This window comes from Labedella populi, assembly GCF_004078655.1.
Taxonomy (GTDB): domain Bacteria; phylum Actinomycetota; class Actinomycetes; order Actinomycetales; family Microbacteriaceae; genus Labedella; species Labedella populi.
In genome coordinates this window covers 19,388-41,084 of sequence record NZ_RZNC01000003.1, presented here as the reverse complement: position 1 = coordinate 41,084, position 21,697 = coordinate 19,388, and the positions used below count along the sequence as shown (strand labels likewise).

At 69.2% G+C, this 21,697-nt stretch carries 22 protein-coding genes; 5 read left to right on the top strand and 17 right to left on the bottom strand.

Translation table 11 applies throughout. The features are described 5' to 3' along the window. Positions 1 to 23 precede the first annotated feature (23 nt). The 7 genes from ELQ92_RS08680 to ELQ92_RS08650 all read right to left on the bottom strand — a co-directional run bounded on the left by ELQ92_RS08680 (position 24) and on the right by ELQ92_RS08650 (position 8,363). Positions 24 to 980, bottom strand: coding sequence for an NAD(P)/FAD-dependent oxidoreductase (locus tag ELQ92_RS08680; protein ID WP_128498613.1), 957 nt, complete (start codon positions 978 to 980; stop codon positions 24 to 26). Then, entirely contained in the window at positions 977 to 2,497 is a 1,521-nt protein-coding gene (gene gltX / locus ELQ92_RS08675; RefSeq protein WP_128498612.1) for a glutamate--tRNA ligase, read from the bottom strand. Before gltX ends, ELQ92_RS08680 begins: the two co-directional genes overlap by 4 nt. Before the next feature lie 53 nt (positions 2,498 to 2,550). After that, entirely contained in the window at positions 2,551 to 3,783 is a 1,233-nt protein-coding gene (locus ELQ92_RS08670) for an MFS transporter (protein ID WP_128498611.1), read from the bottom strand. Then, the gene (locus ELQ92_RS08665; protein WP_128498610.1) at positions 3,780 to 4,553 is read right to left on the bottom strand and encodes a fumarylacetoacetate hydrolase family protein; all 774 of its coding nucleotides are present in this window, start codon (positions 4,551 to 4,553) and stop codon (positions 3,780 to 3,782) included. Before ELQ92_RS08665 ends, ELQ92_RS08670 begins: the two co-directional genes overlap by 4 nt. A gap of 10 nt (positions 4,554 to 4,563) precedes the next feature. Beyond that, positions 4,564 to 5,670 carry a branched-chain amino acid aminotransferase gene (locus ELQ92_RS08660; RefSeq protein ID WP_128498609.1) on the bottom strand — a complete coding sequence of 369 codons (1,107 nt, stop codon included), beginning with the start codon at positions 5,668 to 5,670 and terminating at the stop codon, positions 4,564 to 4,566. Then, complete coding sequence (locus tag ELQ92_RS08655) at positions 5,667 to 6,749, bottom strand: 3-isopropylmalate dehydrogenase (RefSeq protein WP_128498608.1); 1,083 nt, start codon at positions 6,747 to 6,749, stop codon at positions 5,667 to 5,669. The genes ELQ92_RS08660 and ELQ92_RS08655 overlap by 4 nt, the downstream gene beginning before the upstream one ends. Positions 6,750 to 6,824: 75 nt before the next feature. After that, the gene (locus tag ELQ92_RS08650) at positions 6,825 to 8,363 is read right to left on the bottom strand and encodes an MFS transporter (RefSeq protein ID WP_424979921.1); all 1,539 of its coding nucleotides are present in this window, start codon (positions 8,361 to 8,363) and stop codon (positions 6,825 to 6,827) included. A gap of 84 nt (positions 8,364 to 8,447) precedes the next feature. Between ELQ92_RS08650 and ELQ92_RS08645 the strand changes: the two genes are divergently transcribed. After that, positions 8,448 to 9,014 (top strand): TetR/AcrR family transcriptional regulator, encoded by a 567-nt coding sequence (locus tag ELQ92_RS08645; protein WP_128498607.1) that lies wholly within the window; start codon positions 8,448 to 8,450, stop codon positions 9,012 to 9,014. A 76-nt stretch (positions 9,015 to 9,090) separates the two neighbouring features. Continuing rightward, positions 9,091 to 9,510: an SRPBCC family protein gene (locus ELQ92_RS08640; RefSeq protein ID WP_128498606.1), complete on the top strand. Its 420-nt coding sequence runs from the start codon at positions 9,091 to 9,093 to the stop codon at positions 9,508 to 9,510. A gap of 6 nt (positions 9,511 to 9,516) precedes the next feature. Here the strand turns inward: ELQ92_RS08640 and serA are convergent, their stop codons facing one another. The 9 genes from serA to otsA all read right to left on the bottom strand — a co-directional run bounded on the left by serA (position 9,517) and on the right by otsA (position 19,847). Beyond that, positions 9,517 to 11,106 (bottom strand): phosphoglycerate dehydrogenase, encoded by a 1,590-nt coding sequence (gene serA / locus ELQ92_RS08635; protein ID WP_128498605.1) that lies wholly within the window; start codon positions 11,104 to 11,106, stop codon positions 9,517 to 9,519. A 334-nt stretch (positions 11,107 to 11,440) separates the two neighbouring features. Further along, entirely contained in the window at positions 11,441 to 11,800 is a 360-nt protein-coding gene (locus ELQ92_RS08630; RefSeq protein ID WP_128498604.1) for a hypothetical protein, read from the bottom strand. Beyond that, complete coding sequence (locus ELQ92_RS08625) at positions 11,800 to 12,267, bottom strand: hypothetical protein (RefSeq protein WP_128498603.1); 468 nt, start codon at positions 12,265 to 12,267, stop codon at positions 11,800 to 11,802. Before ELQ92_RS08625 ends, ELQ92_RS08630 begins: the two co-directional genes overlap by 1 nt. 72 nt (positions 12,268 to 12,339) lie before the next feature. Beyond that, positions 12,340 to 13,365: a ketol-acid reductoisomerase gene (ilvC, locus tag ELQ92_RS08620; protein WP_128498602.1), complete on the bottom strand. Its 1,026-nt coding sequence runs from the start codon at positions 13,363 to 13,365 to the stop codon at positions 12,340 to 12,342. A 33-nt stretch (positions 13,366 to 13,398) separates the two neighbouring features. Next, positions 13,399 to 13,908 (bottom strand): acetolactate synthase small subunit, encoded by a 510-nt coding sequence (gene ilvN, locus ELQ92_RS08615; protein ID WP_128494724.1) that lies wholly within the window; start codon positions 13,906 to 13,908, stop codon positions 13,399 to 13,401. Between the two features lies 1 nt (position 13,909). Then, positions 13,910 to 15,718 (bottom strand): acetolactate synthase large subunit, encoded by a 1,809-nt coding sequence (locus tag ELQ92_RS08610; protein WP_128498601.1) that lies wholly within the window; start codon positions 15,716 to 15,718, stop codon positions 13,910 to 13,912. A gap of 52 nt (positions 15,719 to 15,770) precedes the next feature. Next, complete coding sequence (ilvD, locus tag ELQ92_RS08605; protein ID WP_128498600.1) at positions 15,771 to 17,465, bottom strand: dihydroxy-acid dehydratase; 1,695 nt, start codon at positions 17,463 to 17,465, stop codon at positions 15,771 to 15,773. A 100-nt stretch (positions 17,466 to 17,565) separates the two neighbouring features. Then, a complete protein-coding gene (otsB, locus tag ELQ92_RS08600) occupies positions 17,566 to 18,351 on the bottom strand; it encodes a trehalose-phosphatase (RefSeq protein ID WP_128498599.1) in 786 nt (261 codons plus the stop codon). After that, positions 18,348 to 19,847 carry an alpha,alpha-trehalose-phosphate synthase (UDP-forming) gene (gene otsA, locus ELQ92_RS08595; RefSeq protein WP_128498598.1) on the bottom strand — a complete coding sequence of 500 codons (1,500 nt, stop codon included), beginning with the start codon at positions 19,845 to 19,847 and terminating at the stop codon, positions 18,348 to 18,350. Before otsA ends, otsB begins: the two co-directional genes overlap by 4 nt. Before the next feature lie 231 nt (positions 19,848 to 20,078). Here otsA and ELQ92_RS08590 point away from each other — a divergent pair, with 231 nt between their 5' ends. The 3 genes from ELQ92_RS08590 (at position 20,079) to ELQ92_RS08580 (ending at position 21,336) form a co-directional block, all read left to right on the top strand. Beyond that, positions 20,079 to 20,297, top strand: a complete 219-nt coding sequence (locus ELQ92_RS08590; protein WP_128498597.1) for a hypothetical protein — start codon at positions 20,079 to 20,081, stop codon at positions 20,295 to 20,297. Positions 20,298 to 20,376: 79 nt separating this feature from the next. Further along, on the top strand, positions 20,377 to 20,805 hold the full coding sequence (locus ELQ92_RS08585; protein ID WP_128498596.1) for a hypothetical protein: 429 nt from the start codon (positions 20,377 to 20,379) through the stop codon (positions 20,803 to 20,805). 15 nt (positions 20,806 to 20,820) lie between these two features. Beyond that, positions 20,821 to 21,336, top strand: a complete 516-nt coding sequence (locus ELQ92_RS08580; protein ID WP_128498595.1) for a metallophosphoesterase family protein — start codon at positions 20,821 to 20,823, stop codon at positions 21,334 to 21,336. Here the strand turns inward: ELQ92_RS08580 and ELQ92_RS08575 are convergent. Further along, positions 21,333 to 21,686, bottom strand: coding sequence for a DUF5997 family protein (locus ELQ92_RS08575; RefSeq protein ID WP_128498594.1), 354 nt, complete (start codon positions 21,684 to 21,686; stop codon positions 21,333 to 21,335). The two genes, ELQ92_RS08580 and ELQ92_RS08575, sit on opposite strands and share 4 nt — an antisense overlap. Positions 21,687 to 21,697 lie beyond the last annotated feature (11 nt).

Below are 21,697 nucleotides of genomic sequence, written 5' to 3'. Positions count from 1 at the left end.
TCTCCAAACCGGCGGAACGGCTCTCAGGAGGCCGCGTCCGCCACGGACGAACGACGGCGCAGCGTGGCGATGTCGTCGAGGATCCCGCCCACCACCACGGCGGCCTGGCCGGCGGCTACGACGAGCTGCTGCGGTCCGGGGGGCGTGATGTCCCCGGCGGCGTAGAGGCCGGGGACACTCGTCCGTCCGAAGGCGTCCGTCCGGAGGAGACCGAGTTCGTCCGTCTCGAGAGCGGCGGTGGCCGTGAGCCCGTCGAGGTAACCGAGGGCGGCCGTCCAGGTCGGGCGGACGAAGCCGCCCGACCGCGGGACCGTCTCCCCCGACTCGAGCGTCACGCCCGTGAGACCCGAGCGGTCGCCCTCGAGGGCCGTGATCCTTTGGTCGACGACGCGCACGCCCACGGCGGCGAGCTCGATCCGCTCCTCCTCGGAGACCGCCGGGGTGCCGTTCGTGAACACGACGACGTCATCACTCCACTGCAGCGTCCGCCACGCGATGGAGGCGAGGTCAGGGGTCTCCCCGATGACGGCGAGCGGCTGGCCACTCTTGTCGAAGCCGTCACACGTCAGGCAGCTGTGGACGCTCGTGCCGTAGTAAGCCCGCAAAGCCGGCACATCGGGCAGCTTCTCCGCGAGTCCGGAGGTCACGAGGACACGAGCAGCCGTGTCGTCGCGATCGGGCGCCCCGCGCACACCCGTCGCACGGATCCGGAAGCCGTCACCGTCGCGCTCGACCGACGTGACGAGCGCGAAGGCGACATCCGCGTCGTCGTACGCGTCGACCTCGGCCCGCCCGAGCGCGCGCAACTCGAGCGGGGAGACACCGTCGCGTGTGAGGAAGCCGTGCGAGACGAGAGTTGCGGAGTGCCGCGGACGATTGCTGTCGAGGACGAGGACCCTCAAACGCGCGCGGACGAGGTTGAGCGCAGCCGACAAGCCCGCCGGTCCCCCTCCGACGACGACGACGTCCCAATCGGTCATGCCGCGGTCCGCGCCTGCAGTCGCTCGATGCGGGCGATCGACTCGTCACGGCCGAGGAGCTCGAGCGACTCGAAGAGCGGAGGCGACACCCGCCGACCCGACACGGCGACGCGGACGGGACCGTAGGCGACACGCGGCTTCAAGCCGAGTCCGTCGACGAGGCGCGCGGAGAGCGCGGCCTGGATGTCCCCCGTCGTCCACTGCTCGTCGTCGAGGTCGACGAGCGCCTCACGGGCGGCGGCGAGCACGTCGGACGCGTTCACGGGGAGCCCCGAGACGGCGTCGTCCGCGTACTCGAGCCGATCGGCGGTCGTGAAGAGGAACCCGAGCATCCCGGGCGTCTCGCCGAGCAGTCCGACGCGCTCCTGGACGAGCGGCGTCGCGGCGGCGAGCAGCGCGCGCTGTGCCTCGTCCGGCGCGCCGTCGAAGACGCCGGCCGCGGTGAGATACGGGATCGTCCGTTCGGTGAAGTCGTCCGCTGCGAGCAGTCGGATGTGGTCGCCGTTGATCGACTCCGCCTTCTTGAGGTCGAAGCGCGCGGGGTTCGGGTTGACGTCCTCGACGTCGAAGGCCGCGACCATCTCGTCGAGACCGAACACGTCGCGGTCGGCCGAGAGACCCCAACCGAGCAGGGCGAGATAGTTCACGAGGCCCTCGGGGATGAAGCCCCGGTCGCGGTGATGGAACAGGTTCGACTCCGGGTCGCGCTTGGAGAGCTTCTTGTTCCCCTCGCCCATGACGTACGGGAGGTGCCCGAAGCGCGGGACGACATCGGTCAGTCCGATGTCGACGAGGGCGTGGTAGAGCGCGATCTGGCGCGGGGTCGACGAGAGCAAGTCCTCACCACGGAGCACGTGGGTGATGCCCATGATGGCGTCGTCCACCGGGTTCACGAGCGTGTAGAGCGGCTGGCCGTTCGGCCGGACGACCACGAAGTCGGTGAACGAGCCGGCAGGGAACGTGATCTCGCCCCGGACGAGGTCGTCGAAGGAGAGATCCGCGTCGGGCACCCGCAGCCGGAGCGCTGGCTCGCGGCCCTCTGCACGGAAGGCTGCGCGCTGCTCATCGGTGAGGTCACGGTCGGCGTTGTCGTAGCCGAGCTGCTTCGGTCGACCGGCAGCCTCGTTCCGCGCGTCGATCTCCTCCGCGTTGGAGAAACTCTCGTAGACGTGGCCGGCCGCGACGAGGCGGTCGATGACGTCTCGGTAGACGTCGGAGCGCTGCGACTGCCGGTACGGCCCGTGGGGACCGCCGACGTCGATCCCCTCGTCCCAGTCGAGGCCGAGCCACCGCAGCGCCTCGAGGATCTGCTCGTAGCTCTCCTCGCTGTCGCGCGCGGCGTCGGTGTCCTCGATGCGGAAGACGAACGTCCCGCCCGTGTGGCGTGCGTAGGCCCAATTGAACAGGGCTGTGCGGACGAGGCCGACGTGCGGGGTGCCCGTCGGGGACGGGCAGAAGCGAACGCGTACGTCGGAGCCGGTGGCGGTGGAGAAGGGTGGAGGCGTGAGGGCAGACATCGACATCATCCTACCGGCGGCCTGGAGACGCGACGAGGCTCACGGTTCCCCCCTCAGCGCGCGAGAGCGGCCGAGCGGGATCGGCCCGTCACGACGCCGGCGACCACCACGACGGTGACGATCGCGAGGGCTGCGAGGGCGAGGCCGCCGTAGCCGATGATCGACAGCACGACGCCCGCGAGCGCACCGGCAGCGGCGCCGCCGAGGTTCATCAGGAGATCCGTGCGGCCTTGCACCCGCGGTCGCGCATCGAGCGGTGTCGACTCGGTCACGAGAGCGGAACCGGCGATCGTCGCCGCGCTCCATCCGAGGCCGAGGAGGACGAGACCGACGCTCACGGCCGTCGTGTCTCCGGCCCCGACCGACGCGATGACGAGGGCGGCGGCGAGGACCGCTTCTCCCGTGAGGACGAGCGGAATCCGGCCCCAACGGTCCGCGAGCCAGCCGAAGACCGGCGAGAGGGCGTACATGCCCGCGATGTGCAGGCTGAGGGTGAAGCCGACGACGGCATCGGCGTTACCGTGATGGTGCAGCTGCACGGGCGTCATGGCCATGACGGCCACCATCACGGCATGGCTCGCGGTGACGGCCAGTATCGCGAAGCGCCGTCGACCGGCCGAAGGCCGTTCCTCGCGTGCACCGGCCGACGCAGAGGCGGCGCCCCGCCGTCGGTTCTCGATGAGCGGGTCCGGGCGGAGACCCACGAGGTAGACGACGACGGCCAAGAGGCCGCTCGCAATACTGAAAAGGAACGGACCGGTCCGTTCCGGCAGCCCGATGGCGGCGCCGAGAACCGCGCCGGGTCCGACGAGGTTGGGACCGAGGACCGCTCCGATCGTCGTCGCCCAGACGACGACCGCGAGGTCACGCGCTCGTGATCGCGGCCCCGAGAGGTCCGTCGCCGCGAACCGCGCCTGCAGACCGACCGCCGAACCGACACCGACGAGGAGGAATGCCACGAACAGGAGTGGCGCGGAGGACGCGGCGACCGCAGCGATCGTGGCCGCGGCGCCGCACGCGCTCACGAAGACTCCAGAGGCGAGCGCCGGACGCCGGCCCAGCCGGACGGCGACTCGAGCCAGCGGGACGGCGGCGAGAGCCGCCCCGAGGGTGAGGAAGGTCGACGCGAGGCCCGACAACGCCTCGTCACCCGTGACGTCGGCGGCGAGGAGGGCGCCGAGCGAGATCGTCGCCCCGGCTGAAACGCCCCCGAGGACCTGACCGGCGACGAGGACCGAGATCGTGCGGACACGAGCCCCGTCCCCGGGCCCGCCCCCGTCGGTCACGGGCGCGCTGCAGCGACGGGGTTCGAGAGCGTACCGATTCCCGACACCGTGACCTCCACGACGTCCCCAGCCACGATCGGACCCACTCCAGCCGGCGTTCCGGTCAGGATGATGTCACCGGGGAGCAGGGTGAAGACGGACGACGCGTGCGCGACGATCGCACCGATGCCGTGCACCATGTCCGTGAGCGGGGCGGACTGCTTCACCTGACCGTTGACGGTGGTCGTGAGCGTCGCCGCGGCCACGTCGAGTTCCGTCTCGACGACGGGACCGACCGGGCAGAACGTGTCGAACCCCTTCGCGCGAGCCCACTGCCCATCCGTGCGCTGCAGATCGCGAGCCGTGACGTCGTTCGCGACCGTGTATCCGAACACGACCTCTCCGGCACGGTCGGCGGCGACGTTCTTCGCGATGCTGCCGATGACGATGGCGAGCTCGCCCTCGAATTCGACCTGAGAGGACTGCGGGGGCGTCACGATCCGGTCTCCCGGGCCGATCACCGACGTGTTGGGCTTGAGGAACAGCAAGGGCTCCGCCGGTGGCTCGTCGCCGCCCATCTCCGCGACGTGGTCCCGGTAGTTCTTCCCCACGGCGACGACCTTCGACCGCGGGATGGACGGCGCGAGCAGGGTCGCCTCGGCGAGCGGAACCCGCTCCCCCGTCGTGTCGAACCCCTGGAACATCGGGTCGCCGGAGAGGACGACGAGCTCCTCACCGTCGAGGATCCCGAAGTGGATGGCTCCTGCTGAGCTGAATCGCGCGATCTTCATGCGCTCAAGCCTAGGCGTCGAGTCGGGTCAGCCACCCGTGCCGGTCGGCCGCGCGCCCGTACTGGATGTCGGTGAGCTCGCCGCGGATCGACATCGTCAACTCGCCGGCGGGCGCCGCCGGATCGCCGACCGAGAAGCCCGTGCCCTTCAATTCGCCGATCGGGGTGATGACCGCAGCGGTTCCGCACGCGAACACCTCGGAGATCTCCCCGGACGCGACGCCGTCGCGCCACTCGTCGATCGGGACCTCCCGCTCCTCGACCTCGAGACCGCGGTCGCGCACGAGCTGGATGACGCTCTCGCGCGTCACGCCTTCGAGGATCGTGCCGGACAGTTCAGGGGTCACGACGCGCCCGTCACGGTAGACGAGGAAGACGTTCATGCCACCGAGCTCGTCGACACGTGTCCCGGTCGCCGCATCGAGGAAGAGCACCTGAGCACAGCCGTTCGCCGCCGCTTCGTTCTGGGGCAGGAGCGATGCGGCGTAGTTCCCGCCCGTCTTGGCCGCTCCGGTGCCGCCTGTGCCCGCGCGGGAGTACTCGGTCGAGAGCCAGATCGAGACGGGCTTCACGCCGCCCGTGAAGTAGGCGCCGGCGGGGCTCGCGATGACGTAGTAGCCCACGCGCTGCGCCGCACGCACCCCGAGGAACGACTCGTTCGCGATCATGAAGGGCCGCAGGTAGAGGCTCTGGTCGTCACCCGACGGGGCCCACGCGGCGTCCACGGCGATGAGCTCGCGGATGGAGTCGATGAACACCTCCGTCGGGAGCTCCGGCAGAGCGAGGCGCCGAGCGGAGCGCTGCAGGCGCTCAGCGTTCCTCTCCGGACGGAAAGTCCAGAGGGAGCCGTCGGCGTGACGGTACGCCTTGAGGCCCTCGAAGATCTCCTGGGCGTAGTGCAGCACGGAGGCGGCCGGGTCGAGCAGCAGCGGTCCGTAGGGCTCGACCCGTGCGTGGTGCCAGCCCTCGTCGAGCGTCCAGTCGATGGCGACCATGTGGTCGGTGAAGTGCTTGCCGAAACCGGGTTCGGCGAGGATCGCGGCTCGCTCGTCCGCCGTGCGCGGTGTGGGCGAAACGGTGCGGGCGAATGCGAGGCGGCCCGTCGTCGTGATGGTCATGAGATGTCCTTGGGTGCGTGAGCTGTGGGGAGGGAGAGCGCCGCGACGATGGCGTCGCCGATCTCGGCCGTACGGCGGGGATGACCCGCACGATTCGCGATGTCGGCCGTGACGGCCCGGGTCACGGCCGCGGAGGCCTCCGTGAGTCCGAGATGGTCGAGGAGGAGCGCGACCGAGAGGATCGCCGCTGTGGGGTCCGCCTTCTGGGTGCCCGCGATGTCCGGAGCGGAGCCGTGTACCGGCTCGAACATGCTCGGAGACGTGCCGTCCGGGTTGATGTTGCCGGAGGCCGCCAGACCGATACCGCCGCTGATCGCGCCGGCCAGATCGGTCAGGATGTCACCGAAAAGGTTGTCGGTGACCAGGACGTCGAATCTACCAGGATTCGTGACGAGGAAGATCGTCGCCGCGTCGACGTGCAGATAGTCCACCGTGACGTCGGGGAATTCGGCCCCCACCTCGTCGGTGATGCGCTTCCACAGCGATCCCGCGAACGTGAGCACGTTCGTCTTGTGGACGAGGGTGAGGTGGCGGCGCCGGGACTGCGCGGTGCGGAACGCGTAACGCACGACGCGCTCGACGCCGTACGCCGTGTTGACGGAGACCTCGTTGGCGACCTCGTGCGGCGTGCCGGTCCGGATACTGCCACCGTTCCCGACGTACGGGCCCTCGGTGCCCTCACGCACGACGACGAAGTCGACCTCCCCGGCGTCCGCGAGCGGGCTCGGGACGCCCGGGTAGATCCGGGTCGGGCGGAGGTTCACGTAGTGGTCGAGGCTGAACCGGAGCTTCAAAAGGAGACCGCGCTCGATGTTGGCGCCCGCGAGCCGAGGGTCGCCGGGAGCGCCGCCGACGGCTCCGAGGAGGATGGCGTCGTGGGACGCGATGGCCGCGAGGTCCTCGTCGGTGAGTACGTCGCCCGTGTCGAGATAGCGCCCGGCCCCGAGGCTGAAGGTCGTGAGGTCGAAGGCCACATCGGTGCCGGACGTGACAGCGTGGAGGACCTTGACGGCCTCCGCGACGACCTCCGGACCGATGCCATCCCCGGGGATGACGGCGAGCGTGACGGTGCGCGACATGGGGCTCCTGTAGACGGTGTGGTTGGTCTCAGCCTACCGGTGGCGTCGCCCGGGATCGCGCGCGCTCGGGCGCCGTCACCGAGCGTTCCGGAGGGCGAGTCGAGCGACCACCATCGCTCCGACGATGAGCGCCGTGCCGATGCCGGCCGCCGTCCCGACGCCGCTGTCGAACGCGAGCCGCGCGGAGTCGAGCAGCGCCGCCGCGACCTCGTTCGGAAGCTGCCCGGCGACCGAGACGGCACCCCCGAGAGTCTCGCCCGCGGCGGCGCGCTGTGCCTCGGAGAGCGAATCCGGCACGACGACGTTCCCCCGATACGACGCCGTCAGGATCGTTCCGAGGATCGTCGTACCGAGGACGGCTCCGAGCTCGTACGCGGTCTCGGAGACGGCCGAAGCGGCGCCCGCCTTCTCCGCCGGCGCCGTCGCGATGATGAGTTCGTTCGACACGGTCTCCGCCGCGCCGATGCCGAGTCCCAGCCCCACGAAGATGAGCGCGAGCTCGAGTGCCGAGAGCCGGCCCCCCGAGATCGCGACGACCGCGTACGCGGTGGCGGAGATGCTGAGCCCCGCGGGGATGACGATCGACGGCTTCACGCGCTTCGCGATCGGGACGATGACGAGACCCGCGCCGATCATGACCAGGAGCCCGGGCACGAGGACGAGCCCCGACTCGAGGGGCGACATCCCGAGGACGAGCTGCAGGTGCTGCGACACGAAGAGGAGTCCCCCGACGTAGGCCGTCACGGAGAGCAGGTTGACGCCGACGGCCCCGCTGAACGCTCCCCGCTCGAAGAGCGCCATATCGAGCATCGGATTGACGCTCCGCCGCTGACGCCGGACGAAAGCGACACCGCTCGCGACGCCGACAATGATGCCCGTGGCGGTGTCGACGGCGAAGCCGTGACTCGCGATGCTCTTGATGGCGTACACGATCGGCAGTGTCGTCGTGAGCGAGAGGACGATGCTGACGGGGTCGATGCGCCCCGGTTGGGGATCCCGCGACTCGGGCACGAGGAGGGGCAGCAGGACGACGAGCGGGATGAGCACCGGGACGGCGAGGAGGAAGACGGAACCCCACCAGAAGTGCTCGAGCAGGGCGCCTCCGACGAGCGGCCCGAGCGCGCTGCCTCCCGCGAAACCCGACGCCCACACCGCGATCGCGAGCCGTCGCTGCTCCCGGTCGACGAAGATGCTGCGCAAGAGCGAGAGCGTCGACGGCATGAGCATCGCGCCGAACACGCCGAGGGCCGCACGGGCGGCGATGAGGAGTTCGGCCGAGGGGGCGAACGCGGCCACTGCCGAGACGATGGCGAACCCGACGGCTCCGATGAGGAGGAGACGACGGCGACCGTAGCGGTCGCCGAGACTGCCCATCGGGACCAGGAGACCCGCGAGCACGAGAGGGTAGACGTCGATCGTCCACAGCAACTGGACCCCGCTCGGCCGCAGCGCCTCCGAGATGGCCGGCAACGCGAAGTTCAGCACCGTGTTGTCCACGGAGACGAGAAGGACGGGCAGCATCAGGACCACGAGCGCCGCCCACTCCCGGAAACCGGCGCGGGGGTGCGCGGCCTCGAGGGAGGCCCTGTCGTGTGTCGTCATCTCGGTGCTCATCGTCCTCATCCTGTCGCCCGGCCACTATACCGTCCGGCCGGTACAGTGGCGAGCGGCCGTCCGGGACGCGGCTACGATGGCGGCATGCCGAGAGCCGACACCGCCCGCGACCGGATCCTCGACGCCTTCCAGCGGGTCCTGATCTCGAGCGGTGAGCGCGCCGCGACTCTCGACGCCGTCGCGGCGGCGGCAGGCGTCTCGAAGGGCGGCCTGCTCTACCATTTCGCGTCGAAGGACGCGCTCGTGGACGGGCTCCTCGAGCGCCTCGACACCTTCGCCGCCGCAGACGACGAGCGGATGCGGTCCGCGCCCGAGGGGACCGTCGATTACGTGATCCGGACGTCCGTCGAAGAAGGCAGCGCCTTCGACGAGGCCCTCATCGCCGTGTCACGCCTCGCGCAGGGCTCTCACGAGAAGGCCCGCACCGCTCTCGCCGCCGTGAGGGCACGTTGGGAGACGGCCATCGCTGCGGCTGTCGGAGACCCGGCGGTTGCACGGACGATCATGCTCGTGAGCGACGGTCTGTACTACAACTCCACCCTTCTCGGAGCCTTCGAGACGAGCGACACCCGCGACGGCGCCATGGACGAACTCCTCGCCGTACTCGGCCGGCTCACCCCCGCCTCCCCCGGTCCCGCGGCCGCGTCCTGATCGGCGGAGGCTCGAGGCTCGTCACGCCTCCGAATCCACTCTTGCCCCGCCTGCGTCGCCCGGGCATGCTCGACGCATGCCCGACGTGATCCTGACACGCCGCCTCGACGCCCCCAGGGATCTCGTGTGGAGAGCGTGTACCGACCCCGCGACGTTCGCCGCGTGGTTCTGGCCACCGCGACTCGAGCCGCGATACGTGCTCGACGCCCGTGTCGGCGGATCCTGGCGGGTCGAGTCGCCCGTCGCGCTGATGGCCGTCGGCGGCGTCTTCGCGGTCGTGTCACCGCCCGAGCTGCTTGTCTACTCGTGGCGCTGGGACGGCGAGCAGGAGGAGTCGCGTGTCGAGCTGCGCCTCGTGCCGGCACGCGAACGGTCGACGCTCCTCGAACTCACCCACACCGGCATCTCCACCGATGAGACGGCCGCGGACCTTCGGCAGGGCTGGAACGACTACCTCGACCGGCTCCCCGCCGCGCTCTCGGAGCGCGATGGGTGAGCGACGTCAGCCGGTGACGTCGATCGACCGGATGACGCTCGCCTCGATCTCGCGGGAGATCTCCTCGAGCAGGTCGTCCGAGACCCGCGAGTCCACGGTGAGCACGCTGAGCGCCTCCCCCCCGGCCTCGCGTCGAGCGATCTGCATACCGGCGATGTTGATGTCGGCGCGCCCGAACCGCTGGCCGTAGACGGCGACGATCCCCGGGCGGTCGCGGTACAGCATCACGATGTGGTGTTCCGCGATCGGTACCTCGACGTCGTATCCGTTGATCTCGACGATCTTCTCGATCTGCTTCGTGCCGGTCAGCGTCCCCGAGACCGAGATCTGGGAACCGTCGCTCAGCGCACCCCGCAGCGTGATGACGTTCCGGTACTCCTCGCTCGTCGCGTCGACGATGAGGCGCACCTCGATTCCGCGCTGCTCTGCGAGCAGTGGAGCGTTGACGTAGGACACACTCTCGCTCACGACGTTACTGAAGATGCCCTTGAGCGCGGCGAGGCGGAAGACGCTCACGTCATACTCGCTCAGGTCGCCATGGACCTCCACGTCGACACTCGTGAGCGGTGAGTGAGTGAGGCCCGAGAACACCTGACCGAGCTTCTCCACGAGCGGGATGCCGGGGCGCACGTAAGGGTCGATGACACCGCCCGCGACGTTGACCGCATCCGGCACGAGCTCGCCGCCGAGCGCGAGGCGCACCGACTTGGCAACCGACACGCCCGCCTTCTCCTGGGCCTCGTCCGTGGAAGCGCCGAGGTGCGGCGTGACGACGACGTTCTCGAGAGCGAGGAGGGGCGAGTCCGTCGGCGGTTCGGACACGAAGACGTCGAGACCCGCGCCGGCGATGGTCTTCGCGACGAGAGCATCGTGGAGTGCGGCCTCGTCGATGAGCCCACCACGCGCGACGTTGACGACGAACGCCGTCGACTTCATGAGCGCGAGCTGCTCGCTGCCGATCATGCCCGTCGTCTCGGGGGTCTTGGGCATGTGGATCGTGATGAAGTCGGACTGGGCGAGCAGCTCGTCGAGTGAGAGCAGCTGAACCCCGAGCTGCTGCGCGCGCGCGCTCGTCACATACGGGTCGTACGCGACGACGTTCGTCCCGAAGGCCTGGAGTCGCGCGGTGATGAGAGCACCGATGCGTCCGAGACCGATGATGCCCACGGTCTTCTCGTACAGTTCGACGCCCGTGTAGGCCGAGCGCTTCCACTTGCCCTGGGACAGCGCGTTGTGGGCTGCGGGGATGTGACGCGCGAGCGAGAGGATGTGGCCGACCGTGAGCTCCGCGGCCGAGATGATGTTGGAGGTCGGGGCGTTCACGACCATGACGCCGGCGGCCGTCGCTGCCTTGATGTCGACGTTGTCGAGTCCCACGCCCGCGCGCGCGATCACCTTGAGGTTCGGCGCGGCGGCGATCGCCTCGGCGTCGACCTTCGTGGCGGAGCGCACGAGCACGGCGCTCGCGTCGCCGAGCGCCGCGAGCAGCGCGTCACGATCGGTGCCGTCGACCGAGCGGACGTCGAAGTCGGGCCCGAGAGCGTCGACGGTGGCGGGGGAAAGTTCTTCTGCGATCAAGACGACCGGTTGTGACACGGAGAATTCCTTCGGGAGGCGCGGGGAGGTCGACACGACGCGCCGAGGTGAGTCCGGCGCAGCCGCGACCAGCTTAGTGCAGGGGGCGACACCGCTCGATCCGTGTGACGTAGTGCGGTCGCTCATCGGTCCCAAGGTCGTGCCGCTGGTCCTCCGCGTGCTGCTGGCGACCACTTTCGTGTGGCCATGGGCGTCCTCCACTTCGTGCCCTCCGTCGCTCGGGGGATGGCGGCGATGATCCCCGCGCCGCTCGGGGTCCGCGACTCCTCGGCCAGATCGTCCTCATCGTCCTCTGCCTGCGCACCGCGGTCCGCCCCCGACCGGGATCTTCCGCTCAGACGAGGAGCGAGAGCGGTGAGTAGATCGCCAGGATGTCGAGCGAGAGCGCCGAGACGACGACGGTGACCGTCAGGTAGGCCAGGAAGAGGCTCATCGCCGGGGCCCTCCGCCCCAACCACAGGACCGCGAGGAAGCCCACGAGCGGCAATGCGATGGCCAGGAGGAGCACGAACCAACCGGTCGGTGAGATCGCGGTCTCGAATCCTGCCGCGAGGTTGAGGACTCCGAGCAGGTTTCCCACCGCCTCCCGGACGTCCCACGCGAGCACGAGCCCGAACACGACGGCGAGGGCGATGCGCCATCCGGCGCCGCTCCACGACACCCGATCGCGCGTGGCCTCCGTGGGGCCGACCATCAGCGCACCCCCACGACGAAGGGCCACGGTACGAGGAGGAGGACGCCGACGACGAGGGCGGCGATCCGCTGCCACGACGGTCGTGACCGGGTGAACCAGAAGACGGAGACGAACCACACGACGGGAGACGCGGCTGCCGCCACGAGGCCGAGCGAGAACATCGCCGTTCCGAGGAGGTCGACGGGCCTGAAGGAGGCCTGGAGCGGCCCGATCGCGAGCACCCACCCGACCGAGTACAAGAGGTGGGCCCCTCCCAGCAGACCGAGCAGCACGAGAACGAGGGAGCCGGTTTCGCCGGACGCGGGGCCGCGGTCGATGTCGTGGCGCGACGCGGCCCCGTTGCCCTCGGCCGGCTCGGCGGTCACGGCGTGGTTCCGCTCTCCCGCCGGTCGCGTCCCCCTCGACACCTCGGTCGCGGGCACGTCGTCGCCCGCCCAGGACAGGGCGTCCTCGTCGTCGGTGCTCATCCCCCCACGATAGCGGGACGACGACGGGCCGCCCGGTCGCCCGGACGGCCCGTCGTCATCGATCGACCGTGGTCAGCGCGCTGCGCTGCCGTCGGTGTAGTCGTCGTCCTGCTGCTTCCACGCGAACAGGGCACGGAGCTCCTTGCCCGTCGCCTCGATGGGGTGCGCCTCGGCCTTCGCGCGGAGTTCCTTGAACTCGGGCGCTCCGGCGTCCTGGTCGTCGATGAAGCGCTTCGCGAACGCGCCCGACTGGATGTCGGCGAGCACGGCCTGCATGTTCTCCTTCACGTGCGGGTCGATGACGCGCGGGCCGGAGACGTAGTCGCCGTACTCGGCCGTGTCGGAGACGCTCCAGCGCTGCTTGGCGATGCCGCCCTCCCACATGAGGTCGACGATGAGCTTGAGCTCGTGGAGCACCTCGAAGTAGGCGATCTGCGGCTGGTAGCCCGCCTCGGTGAGGGTCTCGAAACCGTACTGGACGAGCTGCGAGACGCCACCGCAGAGCACGGCCTGCTCGCCGAAGAGGTCGGTCTCGGTCTCCTCGGTGAACGTCGTCTTGATGCCGCCGGCGCGCAGCCCGCCGATCGCCTTGGCGTACGACCAGGCGAGGTCCCAAGCGGAGCCGGACGCGTCCTTCTCGACGGCCACGATCACGGGGACGCCGCGCCCGGCTTCGAACTCACGGCGCACCGTGTGGCCGGGGCCCTTCGGAGCGACCATGAAGACGTCGACGCCATCGGGCGCTTCGATGTAGCCGAAGCGGATGTTGAATCCGTGACCGAAGACGATGGCCTTACCGTCGGTCAGCTGGTCCTTGATCGACTCCGCGAAGATCGTGCGCTGGTACTGGTCCGGCGCGAGGATCACGATGACGTCCGCCCAGGCCGACGCCTCGGCGACGTTCTTCACCTCGAAGCCCGCCTCCTGCGCCTTCTGGATCGACGTCGAGCCGTCCTTGAGCCCGATGACGACCTCGACACCGGAGTCGCGGAGGTTGAGCGCGTGGGCGTGGCCCTGCGACCCGTAGCCGACGACGGCCACCTTCTTGCCCTGGATGAGCGAGAGGTCGGCGTCCTGGTCGTAAGCGATTTCAGTCACTGCTTGTTTCTCCTTGTTGTTGAGGTTCGTCGATCAGTTCTTGAAGACGCGCTCGGAGATCGACTTCGATCCGCGTCCGATGGCGAGCAGGCCCGATTGGGCGATCTCTTTGATGCCGTAGGGCTCGAGGACGCGAAGGAAAGCGGTCGTCTTGCCCGAGTCGCCCGTGACCTCGATCACGAGGGCGTCCGTCGACACGTCGACGACGCGGGCGCGGAACAGATTGACCGCCTCGAGCACTTGTGACCGCGTCGTGTTGTCGACCCGTACCTTGATGAGGAGGTGCTCTCGCTGGACCGACTGTGCGGGATCGAGTTCCACGATCTTGATGACGTTGACGAGCTTGTTGAGTTGCTTCGTCACTTGCTCGAGCGGGAGCGTGTCGACATCGACGACGACCGTGATGCGCGACAGACCGTCGATCTCGCTCACGCCGACGGCGAGCGACTCGATATTGAAGCCGCGGCGCGCGAAGAGACCGGCCACTCGGGTCAGCAGACCCGGCTTGTCCTCGACGAGGAGGCTCAGGACGTGTGTCGACATGTCAGATCTCCTCCTCGAACGCGGGGCTGTGGTCTCGCGCGTACTGGACGTAGCTGTTGCTCACGCCCTGCGGCACCATCGGCCACACCATCGCGTCCGCACTCACGACGAAGTCGATCACGACGGGGCGATCGTTCGTCTCGAGGGCGAGCTTGATCGCGGCGTCGACCTCCTCCTCCGTCGTGACGCGGATCCCGAGGCAGCCGTACGCCTCGGCGAGCTTCACGAAGTCGGGCACGCGGATGGTGTCGTGTCCCGTGTTGAGGTCGGTGTTCGAGTAGCGGCCGTCGTAGAACAGCGTCTGCCACTGCCGCACCATGCCGAGCGACGAATTGTTGATGACCGCGACCTTGATCGGGATGTTGTTGATCGCGCAGGTGGCGAGTTCCTGATTGGTCATCTGGAAGCAACCGTCGCCGTCGATCGCCCACACGTCGCGGTCGGGCTCGGCCACCTTGGCTCCCATCGCGGCGGGCACCGAGTAGCCCATCGTTCCGGCGCCACCGGAGTTCAGCCAGGAGTTCGGGCGCTCGTACTTGATGAACTGGGCCGCCCACATCTGGTGCTGACCGACACCCGAGGCGTAGACACCCTCCGGACCGGTGAGCTCGCCGATGCGCTGGATGACGTACTGCGGAGCGAGGAGGCCGTCCGTCGTCGGCGCATAGCCGAGGGGGAACTCCTCCCGGAGGCCGTTCAGATACGTCCACCAGTCGGCGATGTCGGGTGTCGTCTCCTTCTTCGCCGAGAGGTACGCCGCCGTGAGGTCGACGATGACGTCCTTCGCGTCTCCGACGATCGGGACGTCGGCGATCCGGATCTTCGAGATCTCCGCGGGATCGACGTCGACGTGCACGACCTTGGCGTTGGGCGCGAAGAGCTCGGCCTTGCCGGTGACGCGGTCGTCGAAGCGCGCGCCGAGCGCGATGATGAGGTCGGACTCCTGGAGCGCGAGCACCGCCGGTACCGTTCCGTGCATCCCGGGCATGCCGAGCTGCTGCTCGTGCGAGTCGGGGAAGGCCCCGCGGGCCATGAGCGTCGTGACGACGGGGGCACCCGTCTGCTCGGCGAGTTCGAGGAGCTCCACGGACGCCTTCGCCCGGATGACGCCTCCACCGACGTAGAGGACCGGCTTCTTCGCCTCCACGAGGAGCTGGGCGGCCGCCTGCACTTGCTTTCCGTGCGCCTTCGTCACCGGACGGTAGCCGGGCAGGTCGATCTTCGGCGGCCAGATGAACGGTGCGGTCGCCTGCTGCGCGTCCTTCGTGATGTCGACGAGGACGGGGCCCGGGCGTCCCGTCGTCGCGATGTGCGCGGCGGCGGCGATCGTCGACGGGATGTCTTTCGCGTCCTTCACGAGGAAGGAGTGCTTCGTGACGGGCATCGTGATGCCGACGATGTCCGCTTCCTGGAACGCGTCGGTCCCCATGAGGGTCGAGAAGACCTGGCCCGTGATCGCGAGCAGCGGCACCGAGTCCATGTAGGCGTCGGCGATCGCCGTCACGAGGTTCGTCGCGCCGGGACCGGAGGTCGCGATGCAGACGCCGAGGCGACCGCTCGACGCCGCGTAACCCTCGGCGGCGTGGCCGGCGCCCTGCTCGTGACGGACGAGGATGTGGCGCACCTCGGTCGAATCCATGAGCGGGTCGTAGACCGGGAGGATGGCGCCGCCGGGAAGACCGAAGATGTCGTCGACGCCGAGGAGCTCGAGGGTCCGCACGACCGCGGCGGCTCCGGTGATCTCCTCGGGCTGCACCGCGGCAGCGTGCGGCCTCCGCGGAAGCGGAGTGGGGATGGGATCGGAAGACATGAGTGTTTCCTTGACGATTGGAATCGGGTTCCGGCGGACCGGCGACGCGGGGCTAGCCCGTGATCGCGCCCTCCGCTGCGGAGTGCACGAGCTTGGAGTACTTCGCGAGGACGCCACGGGTATAGCGCGGAGGAAGAGGGGCCCAGCCTTCTCGGCGGGCAGCCAGCTCAGCGTCGTCGACAAGTAGGTCGAGCGAGCGAGCAGCGATATCGACCCGTATCAGATCACCATCGCGCACGAAGGCGATGGGACCAGCGTCCACCGCTTCGGGTGCTATGTGGCCGATGCACAGGCCGGTTGTGCCGCCTGAGAATCGTCCGTCCGTCAAGAGTAATACATCTTTCCCGAGCCCGGCGCCCTTGATGGCCGCCGTGATGGCGAGCATCTCGCGCATCCCGGGACCGCCCTTCGGGCCTTCGTAGCGGATGATGACGACGTCTCCTGCCGAGATCTTCCCCTCGGTCAGTGCGTCCATCGCGGCCCGCTCGCGCTCGAACACGCGAGCCGGACCCTCGAAGACCTGCGCGTCGAAGCCTGCGGTCTTGACGACCGCGCCTTCGGGGGCGAACGAGCCCTTGAGGACCGTGAGGCCACCGGTCGCGTGGATCGGGTTGTCGAGCGTGCGGAGGACCGTCCCGTCGAGCGGGTCCGGGTTGATGTCGGCGAGGTTCTCCGCGACCGTCTTCCCCGTCACGGTGAGGCAGTCGCCGTGGAGGAGACCCGCGTCGAGCAGCGCCTTCATGACGACGGGCACGCCGCCGTGGCGGTCGACGTCGTTCATGACGTACTTCCCGAACGGCTTGAGGTCTCCGATGTGCGGGACCCTGTCGCCGATGCGGTTGAAGTCGTCGAGGGTGAGGTCTACCTCTGCCTCGCGCGCGATCGCGAGCAGGTGCAGGACGACGTTCGTCGAGCCGCCGAACGCCATGGCGACGGCGATCGCGTTCTCGAAGGCCTTGCGTGTAAGGATCTGACGCGCCGTGATGCCCTTCTTGAGCATGTTCACGACGGCTTCGCCCGAGCGGTGTGCGAAGTAGTCGCGGCGGCGGTCTGCGGAGGGCGGTGAGGCGGAACCGGGGAGGCTCATGCCGAGCGCCTCGGCGACGGAGGCCATCGTATTCGCGGTGTACATGCCACCGCAGGCTCCTTCGCCGGGGGCGATCGCGCACTCGATGCGCTTGAGGTCCTCTTCGCTCATCGTGCCGGCCTTGCAGGCCCCGACCGCCTCGAAGGAGTCGATGATCGTGACCTCCTTCTCCGTCCCGTCCGTGAGCTTGACCCACCCGGGCGCGATCGAACCGGCGTAGAGGAACACGGAGGCAAGGTCGAGGCGGGCTGCGGCCATGAGCATGCCCGGGAGCGACTTGTCGCAACCCGCGAGCAGCACCGTGCCGTCGAGGCGCTCGGCCATCACGACGGTCTCCACGGAGTCGGCGATGACCTCACGCGAGACGAGCGAGAAGTGCATCCCCTCGTGGCCCATCGAGATGCCGTCGGAGACCGAGATCGTCCCGAACTGCAGCGGGTACCCGCCGCCGGAGTGCACGCCTTCCTTGGCACCCTGGGCGAGACGGTCGAGCGAGAGGTTGCACGGCGTGATCTCGTTCCACGAGCTCGCGATGCCGATCTGGGGTTTGTCCCAGTCCTCATCGCCCATGCCGACGGCGCGGAGCATTCCACGGCTCGTCGTCGCTTCGATCCCGTCGGTGACCGCGCGCGACCGCGGTTTCACATCGATGTCTGGCATGTGTCGAGTCTAGAACCCGAGCGATGCCGCCTCGGCCATTCCGCGCGGACCCGTCGCGAACTGCGGAGTCCTCTCGGCTCCTGCAGCCCTGAGACCGGTGTCAGCGGGAGCGGACGACGGCGCTCCGCAACTCGACGAGGCGCACGAGCACGTCGGCGACCTCCGTGGGTGACGGCACCCGGAACGGCGCCAGAGTGTCGCCGGCTCCCACCTTGACTCCGACGTCGCCGTCACCGAGCACGCGGAAGGCGTCCTCGTCGGTGAGGTCGTCTCCCGAGTAGAAGACGGCGCTCGCCTTCACGTGGTCGCGCAGTCGCACGATCGCATCGCCCTTCGTCGCCGCGAGCACCGAGAACTCCTCGACGTCCTTCCCCGGACGGGCCGTGATGCCCGGAAGCTCCGCGAGGACCCGCCGTCGAACGACGTGCTGGGCATCGAGTGCCGTGTCCGCATCAGCGTTCCGGAGATGGAGCGCATGCCCGGCGGGCTTCGACTCGACCTCGGTCCCCGGGTGCTGGCGCGCCACGTCGTGCAGGACGGCGCCGAGCCTGTCGACGACGTCGAGCTCCTCAGCACTGAGCGCGAGAGGCGGCGCCCCGGGCTCCATTCGGTACTCGCCCCCGTGCGAACCCGAGAGGAGCACATCGTCGCCGACTCCCGACACCTCGACGAGCGAAGCGATGGCGCGCCCGGACACGAGAGCGACGGACGTCCCCTCGAGCGCCGCCAGCTGCTCGATCGCGCGCGCCGCCTCCGGAAGGGGCCGGGCGCCGGACGGGTCGTCGACGTGTGGTGAGATGTTGCCGTCGAAGTCGAGGGCGACGAGCAGGACGTCCGTCTCCGCGAGCCGCGAGAGCGCCGCCTCGAGCGGACCTTCGAGCGTCATTCCCGGTCCTCCCGGGCGTCCTCGGCGTCGGCTCCCCCCGGAACCGGAGCGCCACCGGACGCGTGGGAGGCCCGGCTCAACTCGTCGAGGAAGGTCTGCGACCACTTGGCGACGTCGTTCTCGAGCACGCGGCGGCGGAGCGCCCGCATCCGGCGCTTGCGCTCGCGCGGCTCCATGTCGACGGCCGTCATGATGGCCTCCTTGACCCCTTGGATGTCGTGGGGGTTGATGAGGAGGGCCTGGCGCAAGTCGTCGGACGCGCCCGCGAACTCGCTCAGGATGAGCACGCCGTCGCCATCGATGCGTGACGCGACGTACTCTTTCGCGACGAGGTTCATCCCGTCGCGGAGGGCCGTGACGAGCATCACGTCGGCCGCGAGGTACAGCGCCACCATCTCGTCACGCGGGTAGCCGTGGTGCAGGTAGTGCACGGGAGCGCGACCGATCGAACCGTAGTCGCCGTTGATGCGGCCGACTGTCATCTCGATCTCGTCGCGGAGCTCCATGTAGGCGGCGACCCGCTCACGTGAGGGGCTCGCGACCTGGATGAGCGTCGTCTCCTCCGCATCGAGGCGGCCGTCCTGCAGCAACTCGGCGAACGCCTTGAGTCGGTGCCGGATGCCTTTCGTGTAGTCGAGCCGGTCGACGCCGAAGAGGATCGTCTTCGGGTTCCCGAGGTCCTCGCGGATCTGACGGGCCCGTTCGATGACGTCGGGGTTCTGCGCGAGCTCCGCGAACGACGCGGAGTCGATCGAGATCGGGAAGGCGCGCGCGACGACCGTGCGGGACTTCTCCGGCCGGCGCTCGCTCGTGTCCTCGAGGGGCACTCGAATGGAGGAGCCGCGGGTCTCGTAGCCAAAGAGTCGCCGGACGGCGCGCTGGAAGTTCCCCGCGTCGGCGGTCCGCTGGAAGCCGATGACGTCGGCACCGAGGAGGCCCGAGAGGATCTGGCGACGCCACGGCAGCTGCGAGTACAGGCCGTATGCAGGGAAGGGGATGTGGTTGAAGAACCCGATCGTGAGGTCCGGCCGCTTCTCCCGGAGCATCCCGGGCACGAGCTGCAACTGGTAGTCGTGGACCCACACCACTCCCCCGTGCGAGGCGAGCGCAGCGGCGCGGTCGGCGAAACGACGATTGACGGTCACGTAGGAGTCCCACCACTCGCGGTGATAGCTCGGCTGCGCGATGACGTCGTGGTACAGCGGCCACAGCGTGTCGTTCGAGAAGCCCTCGTAGTAGCGCTCGACCTCGGTCTCGTCGAGGGCGACCGGCACCATCGTGATGCCGTCGTGCTCGAAGGGGTCGATGTGGGTGTCCGCGGCGCCCGGCCAGCCGATCCAGGCTCCATCAGCCGAGCGCATGACGGGTTCGAGCGCCGTCACGAGACCCCCGGGCGACAGCTTCCAGCCCTGGCTCCCGTCGGGTTCGGTGACGCTGTCGACGGGGAGTCTGTTCGCGACGACGACGAAGTCGTAGCTCTCCGCCTCGAGGGTCACGGTGTCGTCGTGGTGATCGGTCTCGGTGTGGCTGGCGATGATGATGTCCTTCCGCCCTGACGGGTTCCCAGGTTATCAGCGCGCTGCGTCCGCCCGAAGGGGTGGACGACCGCCGTGCCGCGGCGCGCTCCCCGACCAACGGTCCCTCCTACCGTGAGGCACGGCCGCACGCAAACCCCGGAGCCCGGGAGGCCGATCCACTAGCGTTGGCCCCGAGCGAAAGGACCCCTCATGCGGAAATACATCATGAACTCGGCCATCATCGGCGCGGTGTTCGGCGGCTTCCAGACGCTGCAGGCGACGCGGAAGGGCCCGCGCGACTGGCGTCTCGTCTTCATCTGGATCTCCTGGATCGCGACGCTCGCGCTCGCGGTCGGCTCCGTCGCCGACGAAGCGAACGACACCCCGGCGGAGAAGAAGCGCAAGAAGATCCAGGACCGCCGGCGGTAACGGTCCGGCGTGTCACCGACCGATGGCGCGTCCCCCGCGAGATGATGGGCGCACTTCAGCTCTGAACGGGGGACGCTCCATGTTCGGTCGCCGCCGACGCTCGCAGGTTCCGGTCATTCCTCCGACCCCCTCCCCGAGTTCGAGTCTCTCCCCCGACGAGGTCTACGACCTCGTCAATCGCAAGGTGCTCGACGCTCTCGGCCCCGAGGGCCGGTACTCCCTCGTCCTGCGGAGCGCCGCCGACACCGATGCGATCTTCTCGCAACTCGCGGCGCGTTCCCTCTCCCTCGCGATCACGCGGTCGATCGTCGGTCCCGACGTGCTTCCCTCTCATGCACCGACCCACGGCAAGGCGGCCGCAGCAGAGTCCGCGCGCCGGGAACACGCGGCCATCGCCGTCTGGGCCGACCCGCGTCGCCACGACCCCGACGCCGTCGATCCCGCGATCGTCTCGCCCTCCACAGGGCTGCACCTCCGCGGCGCCGACCGGACGACTGCGGCGTCCTAGCGGCGCCTCCCGGACATGACGACGAGCGTCCTCCTCCTCGCCGACACCCACCTGCCGAAGCGCGCCAAGGTCCTTCCGGACGCCGTTCTCGAGGCGATCGATGGGGTCGACATCGTCGTGCACGCCGGAGACTGGGTCGACGCTGAGACGCTCGATCTTCTCGAGACGCGTGCCGCCCGGCTCATCGGTGTGGTCGGGAACAACGACGGAGCGGATCTGCGTGCCCGCCTCCCCGAGGTGGCGCGAGCCGCCGTCGACGGCGTTCGCCTCGCCGTCGTACACGAGACGGGTTCGTCGAATGGCCGGGAGAAGCGCATGGACGATGCCTTCCCCGACGTCGACCTGCTCGTCTTCGGCCATAGCCACATCCCCTGGGACACCGAGACGCCGCGAGGCATGCGGCTGCTCAATCCCGGATCACCGACGGATCGGCGTCGGCAGCCGCACGGCACGTTCATGCGCCTTGTGCTCGACGACGGTCTGATCACGTCCGTCGAGCTCCACCGGTTGCCGCAGCGGCGACCGGTCTAGGCGTCGACGTAGGCGATGAACCGCGAGCCGATGCCGTAGATCGCCTGCCGGTCGATGCCCCCGCCGACCGGCGGAAGCTCCGTGCCGTCATGGTCGTCGCACGCGAGGAAGGTCCAGTCCGGCCACCACTTCTTCGGGCGCTCCGTCTCGGAGAAACGACAGACGGCGCACGTGAGGTCGACCCAGACCGGCTTGCCGGTGCGATTCGCTCGCGATTGCACGAGCCAGGCGGGCGGCTCCGCCTCGATCGCCTCGAGTTCGTCGGTCGTCAGGACCTTCGGGATGCCGTGCTTCGCCGCCATCTCGAGCGGGATGTCGAGCCGGATGGCGGCGTCGCGTCGGGAGATCATCCCGTCAACGA

Bases quoted from the DNA above. Each gene is read 5' to 3' on its own strand.
- ELQ92_RS08630 (WP_128498604.1), bottom strand. From the start codon at position 11,800: ATGGTCGGCCCCACGGAGGCCACGCGCGATCGGGTGTCGTGGAGCGGC.
- ELQ92_RS08580 (WP_128498595.1), top strand. From the start codon at position 20,821: ATGACGACGAGCGTCCTCCTCCTCGCCGACACCCACCTGCCGAAGCGC.
- ELQ92_RS08640 (WP_128498606.1), top strand. From the start codon at position 9,091: ATGCCCGACGTGATCCTGACACGCCGCCTCGACGCCCCCAGGGATCTC.
- ELQ92_RS08665 (WP_128498610.1), bottom strand. From the start codon at position 4,553: ATGAAGATCGCGCGATTCAGCTCAGCAGGAGCCATCCACTTCGGGATC.
- ELQ92_RS08625 (WP_128498603.1), bottom strand. From the start codon at position 12,267: ATGAGCACCGACGACGAGGACGCCCTGTCCTGGGCGGGCGACGACGTG.
- ELQ92_RS08660 (WP_128498609.1), bottom strand. From the start codon at position 5,670: ATGACCATCACGACGACGGGCCGCCTCGCATTCGCCCGCACCGTTTCG.
- ELQ92_RS08650 (WP_424979921.1), bottom strand. From the start codon at position 8,363: ATGAGCACCGAGATGACGACACACGACAGGGCCTCCCTCGAGGCCGCG.
- ilvN (WP_128494724.1), bottom strand. From the start codon at position 13,908: ATGTCGACACACGTCCTGAGCCTCCTCGTCGAGGACAAGCCGGGTCTG.
- ELQ92_RS08645 (WP_128498607.1), top strand. From the start codon at position 8,448: ATGCCGAGAGCCGACACCGCCCGCGACCGGATCCTCGACGCCTTCCAG.
- ELQ92_RS08585 (WP_128498596.1), top strand. From the start codon at position 20,377: ATGTTCGGTCGCCGCCGACGCTCGCAGGTTCCGGTCATTCCTCCGACC.
- ilvD (WP_128498600.1), bottom strand. From the start codon at position 17,465: ATGCCAGACATCGATGTGAAACCGCGGTCGCGCGCGGTCACCGACGGG.
- otsB (WP_128498599.1), bottom strand. From the start codon at position 18,351: ATGACGCTCGAAGGTCCGCTCGAGGCGGCGCTCTCGCGGCTCGCGGAG.
- ELQ92_RS08610 (WP_128498601.1), bottom strand. From the start codon at position 15,718: ATGTCTTCCGATCCCATCCCCACTCCGCTTCCGCGGAGGCCGCACGCT.
- ELQ92_RS08575 (WP_128498594.1), bottom strand. From the start codon at position 21,686: ATGATCTCCCGACGCGACGCCGCCATCCGGCTCGACATCCCGCTCGAG.
- gltX (WP_128498612.1), bottom strand. From the start codon at position 2,497: ATGTCTGCCCTCACGCCTCCACCCTTCTCCACCGCCACCGGCTCCGAC.
- ELQ92_RS08655 (WP_128498608.1), bottom strand. From the start codon at position 6,749: ATGTCGCGCACCGTCACGCTCGCCGTCATCCCCGGGGATGGCATCGGT.
- ELQ92_RS08680 (WP_128498613.1), bottom strand. From the start codon at position 980: ATGACCGATTGGGACGTCGTCGTCGTCGGAGGGGGACCGGCGGGCTTG.
- ELQ92_RS08590 (WP_128498597.1), top strand. From the start codon at position 20,079: ATGCGGAAATACATCATGAACTCGGCCATCATCGGCGCGGTGTTCGGC.